At 55.5% G+C, this 17530-nt stretch carries 19 protein-coding genes; 12 read left to right on the top strand and 7 right to left on the bottom strand.

Annotation, left to right across the window (positions count from 1 at the left end):
- The first annotated feature begins 309 nt into the window (after nt 1-309).
- On the top strand, nt 310-492 hold the full coding sequence (locus IQ273_RS18220) for a hypothetical protein (protein ID WP_194024585.1): 183 nt from the start codon (nt 310-312) through the stop codon (nt 490-492).
- Between the two features lie 136 nt (nt 493-628).
- Here the strand turns inward: IQ273_RS18220 and IQ273_RS18215 are convergent, their stop codons facing one another.
- A complete protein-coding gene (locus IQ273_RS18215) occupies nt 629-961 on the bottom strand; it encodes a hypothetical protein (protein WP_194024584.1) in 333 nt (110 codons plus the stop codon).
- A gap of 288 nt (nt 962-1249) precedes the next feature.
- On the opposite strand from IQ273_RS18215, the gene IQ273_RS18210 reads away from it, so the two are divergent.
- The 3 genes from IQ273_RS18210 (at nt 1250) to IQ273_RS18200 (ending at nt 3238) form a co-directional block, all read left to right on the top strand.
- A complete protein-coding gene (locus tag IQ273_RS18210; RefSeq protein ID WP_228053332.1) occupies nt 1250-2404 on the top strand; it encodes a transposase in 1155 nt (384 codons plus the stop codon).
- Nucleotides 2405-2491: 87 nt separating this feature from the next.
- The gene (locus tag IQ273_RS18205; RefSeq protein WP_194024583.1) at nt 2492-2821 is read left to right on the top strand and encodes a hypothetical protein; all 330 of its coding nucleotides are present in this window, start codon (nt 2492-2494) and stop codon (nt 2819-2821) included.
- A gap of 87 nt (nt 2822-2908) precedes the next feature.
- Nucleotides 2909-3238 carry a LexA family transcriptional regulator gene (locus tag IQ273_RS18200; protein WP_194024582.1) on the top strand — a complete coding sequence of 110 codons (330 nt, stop codon included), beginning with the start codon at nt 2909-2911 and terminating at the stop codon, nt 3236-3238.
- A gap of 69 nt (nt 3239-3307) precedes the next feature.
- Here IQ273_RS18200 and IQ273_RS18195 read toward each other — a convergent pair whose 3' ends face one another.
- Nucleotides 3308-3484, bottom strand: a complete 177-nt coding sequence (locus IQ273_RS18195; protein WP_194024581.1) for a DUF4278 domain-containing protein — start codon at nt 3482-3484, stop codon at nt 3308-3310.
- A 333-nt stretch (nt 3485-3817) separates the two neighbouring features.
- Here IQ273_RS18195 and IQ273_RS18190 point away from each other — a divergent pair, with 333 nt between their 5' ends.
- A complete protein-coding gene (locus tag IQ273_RS18190) occupies nt 3818-5131 on the top strand; it encodes a Y-family DNA polymerase (RefSeq protein ID WP_194024580.1) in 1314 nt (437 codons plus the stop codon).
- A gap of 465 nt (nt 5132-5596) precedes the next feature.
- Nucleotides 5597-7057 (top strand): hypothetical protein, encoded by a 1461-nt coding sequence (locus IQ273_RS18185; protein WP_194024579.1) that lies wholly within the window; start codon nt 5597-5599, stop codon nt 7055-7057.
- Between the two features lie 111 nt (nt 7058-7168).
- Here the strand turns inward: IQ273_RS18185 and IQ273_RS33795 are convergent, their stop codons facing one another.
- On the bottom strand, nt 7169-7324 hold the full coding sequence (locus IQ273_RS33795) for a hypothetical protein (protein WP_228053333.1): 156 nt from the start codon (nt 7322-7324) through the stop codon (nt 7169-7171).
- Between the two features lie 195 nt (nt 7325-7519).
- Between IQ273_RS33795 and IQ273_RS18180 the strand changes: the two genes are divergently transcribed.
- The 5 genes from IQ273_RS18180 to IQ273_RS18160 all read left to right on the top strand — a co-directional run bounded on the left by IQ273_RS18180 (nt 7520) and on the right by IQ273_RS18160 (nt 11904).
- Entirely contained in the window at nt 7520-8881 is a 1362-nt protein-coding gene (locus IQ273_RS18180) for a flavin monoamine oxidase family protein (protein WP_194024578.1), read from the top strand.
- Between the two features lie 42 nt (nt 8882-8923).
- Nucleotides 8924-9244 (top strand): hypothetical protein, encoded by a 321-nt coding sequence (locus IQ273_RS18175; RefSeq protein WP_194024577.1) that lies wholly within the window; start codon nt 8924-8926, stop codon nt 9242-9244.
- Between the two features lie 145 nt (nt 9245-9389).
- The gene (locus tag IQ273_RS18170) at nt 9390-9809 is read left to right on the top strand and encodes an SRPBCC domain-containing protein (protein ID WP_194024576.1); all 420 of its coding nucleotides are present in this window, start codon (nt 9390-9392) and stop codon (nt 9807-9809) included.
- A gap of 166 nt (nt 9810-9975) precedes the next feature.
- Nucleotides 9976-10164: a hypothetical protein gene (locus IQ273_RS18165; RefSeq protein ID WP_194024575.1), complete on the top strand. Its 189-nt coding sequence runs from the start codon at nt 9976-9978 to the stop codon at nt 10162-10164.
- A gap of 9 nt (nt 10165-10173) precedes the next feature.
- Nucleotides 10174-11904, top strand: coding sequence for an asparagine synthase-related protein (locus IQ273_RS18160; RefSeq protein ID WP_194024574.1), 1731 nt, complete (start codon nt 10174-10176; stop codon nt 11902-11904).
- A gap of 176 nt (nt 11905-12080) precedes the next feature.
- Here IQ273_RS18160 and IQ273_RS18155 read toward each other — a convergent pair whose 3' ends face one another.
- The 4 genes from IQ273_RS18155 to IQ273_RS18140 are packed head-to-tail and all read right to left on the bottom strand — an operon-like array spanning nt 12081 to nt 16884.
- Nucleotides 12081-13202 carry a hypothetical protein gene (locus IQ273_RS18155; protein WP_194024573.1) on the bottom strand — a complete coding sequence of 374 codons (1122 nt, stop codon included), beginning with the start codon at nt 13200-13202 and terminating at the stop codon, nt 12081-12083.
- A gap of 38 nt (nt 13203-13240) precedes the next feature.
- Nucleotides 13241-14506: a decarboxylase gene (locus IQ273_RS18150; protein ID WP_228053329.1), complete on the bottom strand. Its 1266-nt coding sequence runs from the start codon at nt 14504-14506 to the stop codon at nt 13241-13243.
- Nucleotides 14497-16251, bottom strand: a complete 1755-nt coding sequence (locus IQ273_RS18145) for an asparagine synthetase B (protein WP_194024572.1) — start codon at nt 16249-16251, stop codon at nt 14497-14499. Before IQ273_RS18145 ends, IQ273_RS18150 begins: the two co-directional genes overlap by 10 nt.
- A gap of 6 nt (nt 16252-16257) precedes the next feature.
- Entirely contained in the window at nt 16258-16884 is a 627-nt protein-coding gene (locus IQ273_RS18140; RefSeq protein WP_194024571.1) for a DUF3859 domain-containing protein, read from the bottom strand.
- A gap of 546 nt (nt 16885-17430) precedes the next feature.
- Here IQ273_RS18140 and IQ273_RS35845 point away from each other — a divergent pair.
- Nucleotides 17431-17530: transposase (locus tag IQ273_RS35845; protein ID WP_194021068.1), on the top strand; the 100-nt coding region annotated here is incomplete at its 3' end.

Genomic DNA, 17530 nt, shown 5'->3' with positions numbered 1-17530 from the left:
TAGCAGGCACGTTCAGCCCTTGAGCATTCAAGCGCAGCATATGCGCACGGTCACGGGTCCGATAAGGAACTGTCTGAGCTTGCCGCAGTTCACTTAAGGTACGGTCTTCCTCCTCGGTCAAAATGATACGCAATGGGGCGGGCATAAGGGGGCTTTCTAGTTAACCCTCCCATCTTACGTTTAATTCAAACTCCCTACTTATCACCGGGGCCGTGCCCAAATGACCATCGGCGCGCGCGCGCATCCTTCAAGCGCTACGGCTTCCGCTTCAATAGGGCTGAGAAGAACGGAGCACAGTCGGCGTGGAAAATGCGCAACGCCAGGCTCCACCTTTACGACGACGAAGGACAGCTATTTATTCATCCTGAGTACGTGGCCAAGGGGCTGATGGTACCCAGCTACGTGGACTTCCATTATCAGAACTGGTCTGGTATCGGCGGGCTGCTGACCAGGGCTACAACACCATTCCAAACCCGCCTGATTGGTCAGTAGAGTGGTATTTGGCGTAGGCCCAGGTGAGCTAAGCATAAAGAAAATCTCTGGCTAGCGAGAGACAGAAAACAGTCAGTTCATCATGTCTCATTGCATGATGAACTGACTAGCTTTTCCAAACAAGTATGGAAATGAGCTAGAACATTCTCACCGTTTGTCTCGGGCCGACGCAGATAGCATTTTGAACATTTGCGAAAGAAATGCAGCCAGTTTCGCTGTTCTCTAGCTCTTCGCGAATCTCAGCATGGATTTCATCCCTCATTCGTTCTATGTCAGTTGCTATTTCCTGTGGATAGGCTGGGGGATTTCTGCGTATGGCATACCACGTGGCCTCTGGCAGATTGGAGCGAGAGGTATAGGCATCAAAGATAAGAAGCCCAACGAAAGATAATCCCAGTAATGCAAGGCTCAGATCAACTAGACCAAAAAGCGCCTTAACAGGAGCGAATAAATCATTTTTCTGTGACATAATTAAACCCTGAGGTGGTAAACGGTAGACATCTTAAAAATACATAGAAAACTTGAATAAATGAAATACCAGAAAATTAGTGTTTAGTTCTGAAATATTCAGATAGTTGTTCACTCCAATACTCCGGACAGTTTTTGGGGTTGGGTTGGAGAAAAGCTATCCACCTTATAGAGTGCAGGTGCAAGAAAAACACGGTGCACCGATGGATAGCCTCAAGAGCATAGTAGCGGGTCTGCTGACGACAGCAGGCCATTTAGCAAACCGCAACGCCAGTTTCTGATGACCTTGATGACCACGAAAATCGTGGTCATCAAGGTCAACTACACCAACCTAAGTCGATACAGCGACTACTGTGAGCGCACGTACCGGCGACAGTTTGAGGCTGGACTCGGGCTAGAAGGCTTGAACCAAGCCCTGATTGAGCAGGTGAGCGCCGATGACAGCGCCCAAATTGTGGTGGTGGATTGTACCTTTACAGAGAAAAGTGGCCGCCACACCTATGGGCTGGACTGGTTCTATAACGGCAAAACGCAGCGAGCCGAGCGAGGGTTGGAATGGTCAGTGGTCGCGGTCGTTGATCTAGCGCAGAAGACGGGCTATGCGCTCTCGGCTCAACAAACCGAAGCGGGACTGGGTGCTCAGGCCCCCGTTTCGGCTGATGGGTCGACGCCCCCCAAAAGCCGAGTCGACTTCTATCTGGGGCATCTGGCCTATTGCGCGGCCTACTTCCCGGCGAGGATTCGCTACGTGGTGGCCGATGGCTTCTACAGCAAGTACAAATGGGTCACCGGTGTTGTACAACTGGGCTTCCACTCTATCGGGCGGTTGCGCAGCGATGCCAACCTCAAGTTTCTCTATGCGGGTCCCCAGAAGCGACGGGGCAACCGCCGTCGCTATGACGGCAAGGTTAACCTGTCTGACCCCAGTCGTTTCACCTTAGTCAAGACCCTAGAGGAGGGGGTGTCCCTCTACACCGCTGTCGTTTGGTCAGTCAGCCTCAAGCGCCGCATCCGCTTGGCCTATCTGCTCAAGGATCAAGAAGGGCGACGGAGCTACGTCGTTCTGTTCTCCACCGATATCGACGGTGACCCCACGGCGATCTATCAAGGCTACGCGGCGCGGTTCCAAATCGAATTTATCTTCCGCGATGCTCGCCAATTCACAGGCTTTGCCGATTGCCAAGCCCGCTCTCCCGAAGCACTCGATTCCCATGTCAACGCCAGTCTAATGGCCCTCAATGTGGCCAAAGCCGCCCTGCAATCGACTCAAGCTCAGGGTGAACCCGCTGAACCGCTCAGTTTCTCTATCGCCTCCTTCAAACGGCAGGCCCTCAATGCCCATCTTCTCGACCTATTTACAGCCACGTTTGCGCTGGAGCCGACTTTGATTAAATCCCATCCCAACGACCAGACGCTCCTGAACTACGGGGTTATAGCCGCCTAGACTAGGACCACAGCCTCCTCAATCTGTCCGGAGTGTTGTCACTCAGAACAGATAAGATGGGACAAAGAGAGTCTGTAGAGAGAGGCCATGCTGATAACTTGGGTGCGGCTATTCCATACCCTCGTTTTCGTGGTGATGTTTGGGGCCATCCTGTTCCTGCTGTATTGCGGCCTCACGAATCGGCTCACGATCTGGACAGCGATCGCCTTTGGCCTCATCAGCATCGAGGTGGTGATCTACGCTACCAACAGTTTTCGCTGTCCCCTCAGAACTTGGGCTGAAGACCTCACCCCCGCTGGGCAAACCATTCAAGACATCTACCTACCGCCCTGGCTCTCTGCCCGTGTGGTGGCCATCTCTACACCACTGCTAGGGGTCGCTTGTCTGCTTCTATTAGGGCGACTGCTAGCGAGGTGACAGCATTCGCGCAGGACAGTCTCGCGAGACAACAAGACAATCCCGCCCTAGGCCAAATAGCATGGACAGACTTCTCTCTCTTTTCCTATGGCCTTTCCCATCCCCGGCGATGCCATCGAGCAAAGCCTAGACCTTAACCAACACCTGATCCACAATCCCGCCGCCACCTTCTTCATGCGGGTCGAGGGGGACATGGTGGCTGACCAGGAGGTGCAGCCGGGAGATCTGCTGGTGGTCGATCGCTCCCAAACGGCCCAGGATGGCTCTCTGGTCGTAGCAGCGATCGCTGGCTCTCTCCAAGTCCTCAGACTCCAGAAACACCACGGCAAATTAGTGCCTGCTATAGGCTGGGAACTTGGACAAACGCTAGATATAGAGGTTTGGGGCGTTGTCACTACTCTTATCCGCAAGATCTAACGCTACAAAAAACCCCACTGTCGCCAGCGGGGTAGGAAGGTCGTTGTTCTAGAGGAGGAAATCTGTCGTCTACCGGGCGTAGCGAACGCCACGATAGGTCAATTCAGCGGGCTGCTGACGCTGAGCAACGGTGAACTGCTTGCGGGCGTAGGGACGGCCCATGAAGGTTGCGGTTTCCCCAGTTGCGATCGCATCAACAGCGGGGGTAGAGGCTTCATAGGAATGGCCGCGATAGGTGAGTTGCATAGTTGAGGGCTCCTGAGTGACGAGTGGTTTGTCTCAATGAATCAATAGTCGCCTGAATGCCCATCTGCCGGGGTGACAGCGGTACTGGTTAGCTGGTGATAGTTTTGGAGCCAGGGCGTGAGGCAATAGGCCGGTTACGCTGACCGAGATCACGTCCCGTTGCGATCGCAACAGCCCAGATGTCGTTTGCCCAAGCTTTAGCGCTGGTGACGATAAGACAGTCTCACAGGACAGTAGAATGCTGATCGCCACAGAGGATAGTATGAGGATACTACTGCATCTATCTCCACTGCCTCTAATGCTGTAAATTCCTGTTCTCCATGGGGTCAAGCCATGTTTGCCCTGGTAGACTGCAACTCATTTTTCGCTTCCTGTGAGAAGGTTTTCCGCCCCGCCCTGGAGGGCAAACCTGTGGTGGTGCTCTCTAACAACGATGGCTGTGTCGTGGCGCGATCGCCCGAAGCCAAATCACTGGTGGCCATGCAGGCGACGCTATTCTCTATTCAAGACCTGGTGAACCGGGGTACCATCCACGCCTTCTCATCCAACCCGATCCTCTACAGAGACATGTCGCGCCGGGTGATCCAAACTCTCCAGCACTTCAGCCCGGAGGTCGAGCAGTACTCTATCGACGAAGCCTTCCTGGGCCTGCACGGGTTCACCAAAGCCGACCTGGGCGACTACGGCCAAAAGATTCGCACCACCGTCAAGCAGTGGACGGGCATCCCGGTATCGGTGGGCATTGCCAAAACCAAGACCCTGGCCAAGCTAGCAGCCCACGAGGCCAAGCGCTATCCTAACCTGAATGGAGTGCTCAACTTTGAAGCGTTGGCCGACCCAAACGCAGTGCTGGCCAGCATCGACGTGGGCGAGGTGTGGGGCATTGGCCGCAACCTCAAGGCCAAACTCAAGGCGATGGGCATTACCAATGTGCTTCAGCTCAAGAATGCTGATAAGACGCGGATCAAGAAGAAGTTTGGGGTACTGGGCCTGAGAACTGTTCTAGAGTTGCGCGGCACCCCCTGTTTCCCTATGGAGCCGGTGGCTAGCCCTAAGACCATGCGGATTGTCTCGCGTTCCTTTGGCCACCTGGTCACAGAACTCTCCGACATTAAAGAGGCGGTGGCCACCTACACTACTCGCTGCGCCGAAAAGCTTAGAGCTGATGGTCTGGTGGCAGGACAATTCACCGTCTCGATGCGTACCAGCTACTACCGCCCCGAGAACCAATACTCCGCCGCCCGCTCGGTCGAGCTTGACCAACCCACCAACGATACAGCGGTGCTCATTCACGAGGCGATGAGGCTAGCTGAAGCCGCCTTTACCCCAGGCTATGAGTACCTGAAGGCCAAAGTCATAGCCACTGAGTTAAGCCCAGCAGGCGAGGTGCAGGGCAACTTGTTCGCCGCCCCGGCGGATACAAAGAAGCGCGATCGCCTGATGCAGGCCGTAGACAGCCTCAACCGCAAGCTCAGCCCGGATGCTGTAAAGTTTGGCGCAATGGGTCTAAAGCCCACCTGGGCGATGCGGTCAGACTACTTCTCCCAGCGCTATACGACCCACTGGGGAGAACTGCCGACTGTGAAGGTCATGAGTTATCCGCAGCCTCTTCCTTCTGTTCTTTCTAGCGACTCTAATGCGTTTTAGCCATTCCAAGAGGTTTTTAGCCCATTGAACTTGCCATGGACTGAGAGGTTGTAGACAAGCGACCTGAGAACTTGGGGCCGGTAACCTGGTCTTCCGATAATGTTTGAGCAGTCTTGTGGCAACGCTTTAGATGACCCAAAACTGGGGCACGATCGCCGCTGGAAGATCAGCTCGTTTCCGTAGATCTCGACAATTTTCTGGCACAAGTCTAGAGAATTAGATTTTATGCTGCACTACTGATTCTTCTAAACATAAAACATAGCCATTTGTTTTGCAATCTAGCCCTTGTTAGATTAGGATTTCAAGACTTTTGGCATGTCTTATATTTAGGAACACCGCTATAATCCTAATGAATCTTGATCCAATACCTATAGGCTCAATTCCTTGTCGTTGTGGTTTTTAACTCACGATGGCAATGAATCGGCGCATTCATAAATGCTTCAGCAAATTACAGGGCATATACCAATGGCAATAGCAGACAACTTTTTTCTGGTTGGCAATACGAGAGGAAATAATGTAACTCTGTTTGACTTTTCCTCGGGAGAACTGTTAGGAGATTTTATTTCTGCTGAAAGCGGCCTGTTAGATGATCCCGACACCTTACTCTTTGGGCCTGATGCCAATGGCGATCGCCTAAAGGATTTGTATATCACGAATGGCACCAAGCCTGGAACCTCATCTGTTCTACGATTTGATGGAACAACTGGAGCATTTATCGATGCCTTTATCAGTGATGACCCCACCACTGATATTGACGAAACTGGAGGTCTCGTTCGTCCCTATGAGCTTGCCTTTGGGCCAGATGGAAATCTATATGTAGCTAGCTTCTTGAGCGATCAGATTCTTCGCTATGACGGTAAGACGGGAGCATTCCTTGATATATTTGCCGAAGGCAATGGCCTGGCAGGTGGATTAAACGGCCCTGACGGTTTGCTCTTCATCAATGAAAGTTTGTACGTCACCACTCAAGGCAGCATTGCAACTGAAGATTCCGATACCGGGGATATTTTCCCATCGTTTAGTGCTGGCCTACCAAGTCAGATCCTTCGCTATGACACCCTAGCACCAGGTACGACGCCTACTATATTTGCGACACCTGATCCGTCTTCAGAAAGCTTTGGCTTTGTTAGTTTGCTAGGCCTGGAAGTGGGGCCTGTCGATGGCGACCTTTATGTCAGTGATTTTGCTGGAGATATACTGCGCTTCGATGTCGAAACAGGAGATTTGATCGAGCGCTTAAGCACAAATTTTACTACTGGCGAGTCGCCTAGCAATAACTTCATCGGCAACCTAGATTTTTCATCTACCGGAAATTTGCTAACGGTTGGGTTTGATGTTTCAACCGAAGAAGGTGCTGTTTTGTTATTTGGAGAAAACGATGGCACCCCGAAATCTCCGTTTGACGTGCTGGTACCAATTACGCCCTTACTCAATCGCCCCATTGGCGTCACATTTTTAGACAATACGCCTGAAATCATTGAAGCACCAATACTAGAACTAGTTGACCTAACCGGGTTTGACGGTGATGTTACGGTGAATGTCACCGCTTCCCGAGAAGCGTCCTTCAGCAACATCCTGAAGTTCTACGAAACCGATGCCAGAGGGTTCGTAGCCGGGCTGCTACCCGGAGAAGCGGGTTATGAGGATGCTGTTGCCACCAATCTGCTCGATGTTCAGCTGTTCGTGGCTAACAACACTACGGCTAATATCGACTTCAACCTACCCGGTGGCGTATTTTATGCCCCAGCGCTGCTCATCAACGGTAGCTCGACCAATCTGGCCACTATTGACGATGCTGCCCTGGGCAACGTGCGGGTCAAGCGCGAGGGTAACACCTGGAGCTTTGAAGACCTGACTGACAATGACTTCAATGACTTAGTTGTAACTATCAACTCGGTTAATCCAGTGGTTTCCTCGGCTGACTGACAATAATTAGTCACTAAATTTCTGAAAAGTTTAGAGACTAAGGGGTTGAGGAATATAAAGAAGCTGGGCGGGAGCCAGCATTCCCAAACTAGATACCACTCAAGGTGTTGATTACTGGGAAAAACTCCCGCCTTTACCAAGGCACTCCTGACGCATCTGTTCACAGGTCTTGAAGGGATGCTCGACCTTGAGCCAGACGACCCGGCGTTGACCTTGAGAGCCTTTAATCTTGATCGCCACTTCAAGGCCTTCACGCCACACTTTCACGCCACACTTTGCGGAAGAGATAGATCATCGCCAGTCCTTGCTCCGGCCAATACTCATCGGCGGAGTAATCGTTCTAGCTGAGTCTGACCCGAGTAAGCTAGAGTGCTTGGGGCTAAGAGTCTTGTCATTAACAAGGCCCAATTGCCCTAACCCAAAGTTTCTTGAGTGAGTTCTTCCCACGTTAAGGATGCCAGTATGCCAACTGCCTATGATTGCATTGTCGTTGGGGCCGGATTGTCTGGACTGGTCGCGGCCCGCAATCTACACCGGGCTGGGCACAGCGTTTTGGTTATCGAAGCGCAAGAGAGCATAGGCGGTCGAATGGTTGGCAAGCTGTTGCCATCAAGGCAGTGGATTGACTTCGGCGGACAATGGGTAGGGCCGACTCAAGATCGGTTTCTAGCGTTACTAGATGAGTATGGCGTCCGTCGATTCCCTTTTGCCCCTGAGGGCAAGAAAGTACTGGTGTTTGATAGCATCCGTTACGAGTTTGACGGCTTCTTCGAGGGTTTTCCCGAAGGAGAGCCCCCCCAGGTAAGCCAGGAAGAATGGCAAGATGCTATGACGGCCTGGGAGCGATTTGAAGCTCTGGCTAAAACCTTATCCCCCGGCCATCCCCGCTGTGATGAGCACACACAAAAGCTAGATAGCCAGACCTTCGCCCAGTGGATTGACGCGAATACAACAACGGCTTTTGGGCACTGGTACTTTGCCTATATGGTGCGTACAGTGGGCTTCCTTGGTCCCGCAGAACCCAGCCAGGTATCGCTTCTCCATGTGCTCTGGGGACACGTCTGCGCGTCACAGGCAGAGTATCCAGAGGCCGAGCTGATCCGGGGTGGGGCGGGCCAGATGCCAGCCAAGCTGGCGGCTGAGTTGGGCGAGAACATTCGCCTGGGGGAACCTGTTCTGGGCATTAACCAAGATGAGAACGGAGTGGAGGTTGAAACTAGAAAGGGCTACTTCGCTGCACAGTATGCCGTTGTTGCCATGCCCCCACATCTAGCAGGTCGAATTCATTACGATCCCCCTATGCCACCGATGCGAGCACAGTTGACCCAACGAGTGCCGATGGGCTGCTGCGCCAAGATACTAGTCTCCTATAACCGTCCATTTTGGCGGGAGCAGGGGCTGGCGGGTCTTGCGATCGGAAACTGCCCGTGGATTGAACTCTGTGCCGATAGCTCTGACCCAGAAACAGGCGTTGGGATAATGGCGGCATTTGTCGTGGGCGATCGCTATGGAGTGTGGCAGTCTATGGGCGAGAGCGATCGCCAAGCTGCCGTCCTTGCCGACCTCGCCAATTACTTTGGCCATGAAGCTCTTTCGCCTGTCTCCTACGATGAAGTTGACTGGCCTAGCAAACCGTGGACTGGCGGCGGCTATGCTGCGTTCATGCCCCCAGGCGTATGGACTAGCTATGGTGAAGCCCTCGCCGCCCCGGTCGGGCGAATTTACTGGGCGGGTACAGAAATGGCTGAGCGCTGGCCTGGTTTCTTCGATGGTGCTGTACGAACAGGTGAGGCGACAGCAGCGGCGATCGATGACCTTCTGTGAACAGGATTAAATAGATTGGAGTAGATGTAGCGGAGGAGCACTATGACCATCACAGCAGAGATCAGAATCAAAGTTATCCAGAACTCCCTAGCTGAGTTTGAAAAGATTGCTGAGCCTGTTCTAGACGTGGAGATGGTCTACTTTGACCGTCCCAAAAACCACACGCTTCGTATGGCCATCGAGCACTTCAGAGAAGGCTTGGGCATCAACTGGCGCGACTACATTCAATCGGGCCTGAACGATGAGCTAGTAACTAGCTTTGCAATGGTGGCCCACAACCTGGAGCCCAAACCGTTGAAAGAAGCGATCCAGTGGCTGCACTTCACCACTCAAGACATGCTGCTGCTGAGAGAGCGAGGGTAAACCGTTAGGCGGATTGCATCCCTGCCGCAAGCTATTGGATAGCCACAGCAGGGGTTTTCTTGACCAAACGGGGCGTAGAGTACTGATACCCATTTGTCGTGGGAGTAGGCTTAATCATTTAGTCCCTTGCCATGCCACAGTCATCATGAAAACTTTTTCTGCAAGCATCAAAATTGCCCGTCCCCCCGAAGCTGTCTGGTCTGTTTTGACCGATACAGCTCGCTATTCAGAGTGGGCGACAGGCATCCATCGGCTTGAAGGTCAGATTGCTAATGGTAAAGTGCTGCAACTCTTTACAAACTCTAAGCCCCAGCGCCCCATGGCACTTAAGGTCAATAGCCTCGTTCCACCCAAAACATTCACATTGAGTGGTGGCTTACCGCTCAACCTATTCAGGGGCGATCGCACCTTTACCCTCACCCCACAACCCGATGGCACCACCGAATTCAGCATGTGTGAAGTGTTTAGTGGCTTACTGGAACCATTGCTGGGCCGTATGCTTCCTGACCTGACCCCATCCTTTGAAGAATTTGCTGCGGGTCTTAAGCAAATATGTGAGAGCTAGAAAAGCCCCTTGAGGTAATGAACTGATACCAAGGTGTATTTATCAGTAAGTGATGTATTAGAAGGCACTCAAGTCAACGCTTTCACGGTGCGAGAAGCGGCCCATTCCAGCGTTACCTAGGTTGAGCACTGACTGCTCGCTGCTCAACCTGGGCAAGTTCTAGCAGGTGCTGTTTCCGGCTCTGCGAATTGGCTACATGGTTTTGCCCCTGGAGCAGACGGTGCTGATGGATTTCATCGCTGAGGGGTATTTGGAACGCTATGTTCAGCGCATGCGATCGCTCTACGACCAGCGCCAGCAAGCTATGGTGAAATCGAAAAGCTCGCCACTCTCTTGTTCTGATAGCGACCCCTAGACTGGCTTTATGTTCCGGTTTTCTAGATCCCCAATTAGGTATCCGCTGCCAGTTGCCCCCACCTGGCGCGTGGGTTGGGGCCAGGTAGCCCCATTGAACGGAGCCACCTGGCAGGAAGGGCCGTTGGCGATCGCCGTTGGCGCTGACCGTCCGGTAGAGAGTCAGTTTGCGATCAGCCCCTCCCGCCGCTACGTCGTCGTGGGGGATATTTGGCTCTCGGATCGGCGATCGCTGCTGTCCGAGCTAGCTTCAGAAAGTTCACTGCAACTGTCGGATGTTCAGCTGGTAGCCTCCGCCTGGGAACGGTGGCAAACGACGGTCTTGGCGAAACTTATAGGCTGCTTCAGCCTGGCGGTGTGGGATCGGGAGCGGCAGGTATTGTGGCTGGGGCGCGACCCGGTGGGGGCCAAAACGCTGTATTACACCCCCCAAGGGGCGACCCGCTGGGCCGCTGGAGATCTGCGATCGCTGGCCCCCTACCGTTCTAACGCGCTTGACCCGATCGCCCTGCGCGACTACCTGTGCTGTGCCTTTGTGCCGGGCGATCGCACCCTCTGGCAAGACCTGCGCGAGCTGCGCCCTGGCACCTGGCTCTCCTGGCCTGGGTATGATTGCCAAGCCTACTGGCACCTGGAGGAACGGCTGGAGGCTGAGGGCCAAGAACAATCATTGGAGTGGCATGGGGAGCGGCTGCGATCGCACCTTGAGCAAGTCGTCCAAGACTCACTGCCAGCGGCTCCGGTGGGCGTGTTTCTCTCCGGCGGGCTCGACTCTAGCGCGATCGCGGCTTTGGCAGCTAAGTTTCACGCTCACTCCGTCCACACCTACTCTATTCACTTTGGCGACCCTTACCCCAACGAGCTAGAGTTTTCGAGTCTGGTAGCCCAGCACTGCGGCACCCAGCATCACATTCTCGAAATTCCCCTGCATCAAATGTGGGATCAGTTGCCTGAGGCTATGGTCTGGCTCGACGACCCGATCGGCGACCCGTTAACGGTGCCCAACCTACTGCTGGGTAAACTGGCGCAACAGCAGGTTGCGGTCGTGCTCAACGGCGAAGGGGGCGACCCCTGCTTTGGTGGCCCCAAAAACCAGCCCATGTTGATCAACCAGCTCTACGGCCCCCTCAGCCCCCAAGACCCACTTCAGGCTTACCTACTGGCCTTTCGCAAGTGTGCCGCCGACCTGCCCCAGCTCCTCAAGCCCGAATTGTGGGGGCTGGTGCAGCATGAGCCCTCCTGCTTCAGCGAGGATTTAGACTCGTCGGCCAGCTACCTGAATCGACTGATGGCGCTGAACATCAAATTCAAGGGGGCTGACCAGATTTTGACCAAAGTCAGCAACCTCACCCGCGCTGCCGGGGTCGAGGGGCGATCGCCCCTATTTGACCCGCGCATTGTCGAGCTGAGTATGACCATTCCCCCCCAGTACAAGCTGTCAGGGGTGGAGGAGAAGGCTGTGCTCAAGCAAGCAGTAGCCGACCTGCTGCCCGAGGCCATTCTTAAGCGCCCCAAAAGCGGCATGATGGTGCCCGTGCAGGCCGGATTTCAGCGTGAGTGGAAGCAGGCAGCGAGGGAGTTGCTGCTGAGTCGGCGGGCGGCGATCGCACCTTACCTCAATCAAGCCCTGATTCAGCAATGGCTGAACTATCAGGGCGACCCGTGGCGACGCTACGGCGTCAAGCTGTGGCTGCTGGTCAGCCTAGAAATTTGGCTGCAAGTCAACCTCAAACAGCGGTAAGACGAACCGGTAGGGGCGCACCGCTGTGCGCCCAGGGGTACCAGGGGTAGTCAAGCAGGATTTGTATTATCCGAAATTCGATTTGGCAAACCCCAGTTCATAATCAGGAACCTCGTAGGGGCGTAGCATGCTACGCCCCTACAAACCGGGGGTATACAGATAGGATTTGGTATCCGTTAACCAAAATTGTCGGCGGCATAGATAAAGGTGCTGCCGCTGTCACCGCCGTCGCCGACCAAAATCAAATTTTCGTCAACGTTGTCCCCCAGGTTTTGCAGCCGGGCAATGCCGCGACTGACAATTTGGATCAGCTTTTGGGGAGTGAAGGATTCTAGCTCGACAAAATACCCCGCCTCTAGCCACTGTAGCTCGGTTTCTGACAGGGATTGCCGCACCTCGGCTGACATGGATTTGGCCGCTTGGGCCGACTCAGTCGAGACTTGTATGTAGGCCTGCTGTCGGGCCGCTTCAATTTGTCGCGGCAGCAGGCCCAGGTCAAAAATCATCGGCGTATTCTCAGCAAACCAGTCGGGGCTGGTGCGTAGTTGGTGCACCAGGGCCATACCTCGGGGGCTACAGTTGTGCAGTGCGATCACCTGAAGGTCTGGGTTGCGGCGCAGCATGGCCATGGTGGTGGCGAAGATGGAGCGGGGATAGCCAGTCATGCTCAGCACCGCGCAGTTGTGTTCAAAGTGAATGTTGTTGGCGATTAGAAGTTGGGCGATCGCCACACTGTCGCACACCAATACCCGATCAAAGCTGTAGGCCGTCACATCGTCAGCAGCGGGGGCGAGAGCTACGGCAGCGCTGGGGGGCGGCAGCAGCTTGGTTGGGGGTGGATTATATCGCTGCCACTGCTGGAGCCAGGTATTCACCATGGTGTTGGTTAGGGCAATATCTCGATGGGGATCAGATCGCCGCACCGGTCGGCGCAGGCCGGAAATGATCAGCCACAGACCAATGGGAATTATGATCAGGCCAATGCCAAAGACAGCGGTAAAAAAGCCAATTGCGACTAAAAAAACGCCAGGAATAATTTTGGCCGCTCGCTCACTCACGGCCGCTCTGCGACCTAGCCGCTTTTCTAATAGGTAGAGCAGTTGTTTGGGGGTGAAATACAGCGTGTCATTGGCCGAAATGTCGGCCAGTGCCTTGGCAAAGAAACCATCGGTAAATCGGATTTTGACATCCATGATGGTGGGTTCAAAGGCAAAGGGATGATTGCAGTTTTTGCAGCGACCCTGGTTAGCGGTGCGGTCTTTGAGATTGTTGTCAGCCGCGCATTGAATGCATTTCATTACCGTTTCCTTTGCCCTAGGCGCTAAAAAAATAGAAGCTAAAAAACTTGATTGTGAATGAGCGTTTGGTAGCTTTCTCGCTGACGAATCAGACGGTGCTGTCCCGACGCTAAAAGGACTTCTGCCGGACGCGGGCGGTGCAAAAAGTGAGACGACATGGCGTAGCCGTAGGCCCCCGCATCCAAAATGGCCAGGGTGTCACCGGGGGCCAGTTTCGGCAGCTGGCAGTTGCGCCCCAGGTAGTCGCGGGAGTAGGTAGTGTTGCCGCACACATCGGTGGGGTAGGTCTGGGGAGATGGGCTGGGTACCAGGGCAACAATCTCGCGGTAGCCGCCGTGGACAGAGGGCACCGACAGGTTGGCCACGGTAGTATCGACTCCAGCGATTTGTTTGTCGCCCTGCCATTTCACCGATACCACCGTGGTCAGTAGGGCGGCGCAGCCTGCGATCGCAGCCCGCCCCGGCTCAATCACCAGTTCCACCGGTGGCGACAGATGGTTTAGCCTCGCGGTAATTGCTTGCCCAAACTCAGACCAGTCAAAGGCCACGCCCCCATGGCGGTAAGGGTGGCCAAAGCCGCCGCCAAAATCCAGATCGGCCCAGTCGGGGAGCTGCTGTCCCAGGCCGATCACCCGGTCAAATACCTGGGTAAAGGCCTGGGTGGCGTTGGTGCCCGTGCCCCGGTAAAAATGCAGCCCGCAGAGCTTAATGTTTTGAGCACCCATGGATTCGTTGGCCCTGGTGACTAGGGACTGGGCCGCAGCAAACTCTTCGGGGCGCACCCCAATGCGACTGTCTCCCGTTAGGGCAGGTTCGTTAAGGCGCAGCCCCAGGCGTAGGGAAGGGGGCTTGGCGGCGTTGTCTAGGGCTTGGTAGATCTCACAGATTTGCTCCAGCTGGGTCAGGCTATCCAAATTTAGAGTAGAGACACCCCAGGCCAACACCTGGGCCATATCGTCGCGGCTGAGGTTGCTGCCGCTGTAGACGATCGCCCCGGCCTCAAACTCGGCCTGTAGCCCCAGGTAAACATCGCCGGGGGTGTTGGCGTGCAGCCCCCAGCCAGCATTCCGAACAATTTTCAGCAGCGCCACGCTGCCGTTGGTGACGGTGGCAAAGTGAAAGCGGGTGCGGCGGTAGGGAATGGCCTGGGCAATGTGGCGGAGGGTCTGCTGGAGGCGATCGCCATCATAGACGTAGAGCGGTGACCCGTAGAGCCGCAGCAGGTCTGCCGCCAGCGCTACCGAGGGCTGAAACGCCGTTGGCATGGGGATAACTTGGGGGCTGAGTTGGGTAGTTAAAGCCATCGTTTGCGGTATCTCCAAACTTGGGGTGGTAACCAAAACGGGTGCTGCCATAGCGGATTTTCTGAGGGTTCGCCCAGCACCTGCGATCGCCACTGCTGCCACATCACCAGCAGCCACAAAGTTTCGCCAATCCGCCGCCCCTGAATGGTACCGCTGAGATCGCCCATTGCCGTGCGCAGGGCGAGGTCGGGCTGCCAGCGCCCCTCGGCAGCCAGCATCCCAGGATTCAGCCAATGGCCCAGATCGCCCCACCATTCATTCAAACACCAAGTGGTTAAGGGCACCCCCATGCCGCGCTTGGATCGCCACACAATGTCAGCAGGCAGCCAGGATTCCACCGCCCGCTTGAGAATGTACTTTTCGCAGGCCCCCTGAAGGCAGAGGGTACCGGCTAGGCCAAAGGTCCACTGGGCCAGGGCCGGGTCGCAGAAGGGCGATCGCACCCTCAGCCCCTGAGCTAGGGCCAAATTGGTTGCCCGGGGATGAATATTCTGTGCCCCCTTCAGCATCAAACTGGCCCGCCGCAGCCGATGCAACAGCCCCTGGCCCGCCGTCGGGTCAAGGGCCGGGTACAGCCAGTCCTGGGGATGCAGCGCCTGAATTTCGACCAACACCCCAGACTGAAACACCTGGGCCTCATAGCCCCACAGCCGATGGAAGGTGCGCAGGTACTGCTGGGCAAAGGGTTCGATGCCCTTGGGGTGGTCAGCCTGGTAGAGACTGGCGGCAATCAGCGGCTTGTTCGTCCACCCCGCAAACAGTTGGTCACCCCCCTCACCGTTAAAAATCACTCCCACCTCCTGGCTGGCGGTCTGGTTGAGCAGGTACAGCGGGACCGTCACCCCATCGCCAAAGGGTGTGTCTAGCGCCCGCGCCGTTGCTGATAATGCCTTGCGAATCCGGCGGGGTGTTGCTTCTACCTTGACCAGTGGAATTCCTAGGTATTGAGCCACTTGCTCAGCGTAAGGCCATTCCGGCAGCCCCCCTTCGCCCAAATTGAGCCCAAAATCGAGGGTATAGGCGCGCACCCGCACCCCCGCCTGCACCAGCAGCGCCGCCACAACGGAGGAATCTAGCCCGCCCGACAGCAGCACCCCGACCGGCTCATTCCCCAGATCGCTAATCTGGCGCTCCACAGCGGTTTTCAGCAAATCCTGAAGCTGGGCGATCGCCGTCGCCTCATCCTCAAGCTGGGTCGGACTTTCCCGCCAGTTCACCAGACTGCGGCTGCTCTGTTCCACCAGCTGCCCATTGCCGTCGCCCTCCCAAGTTTGCTCAAGGCCCGCAGGCAGCGCATTGATCCCCTGTACCGGCGTAAGGGGCGTCGGCACGTAGGAAAGACAGCTGTAGCCGTACAACGCTTCCAGGTTGACCGGAGACGGTTTCTCCTGGGAACGCATCAGGGGCAGTAGCCATTGCAGCCGCGAGGCAAACCAAATCACCTGGTCGCGCTGCATCCAATACAGGGGCATGCGGCCAAAGGCATCGCGCCCCAGGGTGAGGCGATCGCGGGTCGCCGTGAGCCAGGCATCGGCATCTATTCCAGATGCCGAAAGGACAATTCGATTGGCCTCGGTGGCATTGTCCTCGGTCGTGAGCAGGCTCCGGCGCTGCCAGGCATTCAGCTGGGTTTGAGCCAGCAGATCGCTCAGGGCTCGCCCCAGATCGTCTTCATCCCCGTAGCCCCAGTAACCAATACAGCCCTGGGCCTGGGTTGCTGCCGCTGCGATCGCATCCCATCCCATAGAGCCCTAGTCCACGCTAAAGGTGGCGTCACTAAGCTGGCGATCGCCTACAAAGGCCTGCACCGTCCAATTCCCCTTGGGCGACTCGGGGCCGACCGTGTAGCGGCAGTAGGTGGGCCACACCGCCGTGGTAATGGTCTTGGTGCGGTACTGATTTTGGTGCACCACCTGGCCATCGGGGTCAGTCCAGCTACAGGAGAGCGCCAGCTGATCCCCCACTGGGGCGTCGGCCAGGGTAATGCGATAGACCAGTTCACTGCCGCCCACCTGGGGCACCACCCGACTGAGGTTGCCGCCGTCATCTTGGCTCAGGGTAATGCGATCGCCCTGGGCCACCACCTGAGCGAGCTGCTGCTGCTGTCGACTCCCTAGCCACAGCCAACTGGCCAACCCCAGCGCCACCACTCCCGCCACCCCAGCGACTAGCCAGCGCCTGCGACGCTGCTGCACCACCAGAGCATCCTGGCGCTTGAGCTGCACCAGGGCATCGTCTAAAAACTCGGGTGACAGGTCGAGCTGCTGCAAAATATCCTGCACCTCCGCTGCATCTAGCTCCGCCTGGTGGCGATCAGAGAGTCGTTGTACCTCCGCCACTAGGCGCTGCACCTGGGTATCCGTCAATCGCTTATCCATAGTGGCTGGGGTTAGGGGTTAGGGAGCGCGATTACTTATTCGTGTTCAAGACTATCGTCTTCGCAACAACTCGGCTAGCACTCAGTCATTTCTTCACCTACCCAGGGAGTAGACCCCGCTAGGGCTGTTCCATACGCCTGATTACCACGACCAACCTGTAGGGCGTTGGCGCAGCCTGGCCGGAGGCCTTACAGCGGTTCGCCCAGAGGTATTAGGGGTAGCCAAGCCGAATTTAGTAACACTCACAGAATTCCAGCTTTAGCTAAAGCTCAATTTATTTCTCTTGATCAACAGGGCCAATTAAACCCCTAATACTGCATCGGACTTCCATACCCCCGGCTTCCAAACAGCTAACCTGTAGGGGCGAACGGCGGTTCGCCCAGGGTATTGGGGGTTAGCCAAGCAGGATTTAGTAACACTCTCAGTATTCCAGCTTTAGCTAAAGCTCAATTTATTTTGGCTCAATAGGTGTTTCAGGGAGGTGACCTGCAAGCAGATGATGTATTCGCTAGGCTGAACACTAAAGTGCACCTGCTCTGCGATCTCATGCTAACCCTGACACACCTTTTGGAAGAGGCCAAGTGCTACGACAGCGTTCGGACGTTGCGCTGGCCCGACGGCGTTATCCGGTGTCCGAAGTGCGGCT

The sequence above is a fragment of the Nodosilinea sp. LEGE 07298 genome (genome assembly GCF_015207265.1).
Taxonomy (GTDB): domain Bacteria; phylum Cyanobacteriota; class Cyanobacteriia; order Phormidesmidales; family Phormidesmidaceae; genus Nodosilinea.
This window is presented reverse-complemented; position numbering and strand designations above follow the sequence as displayed.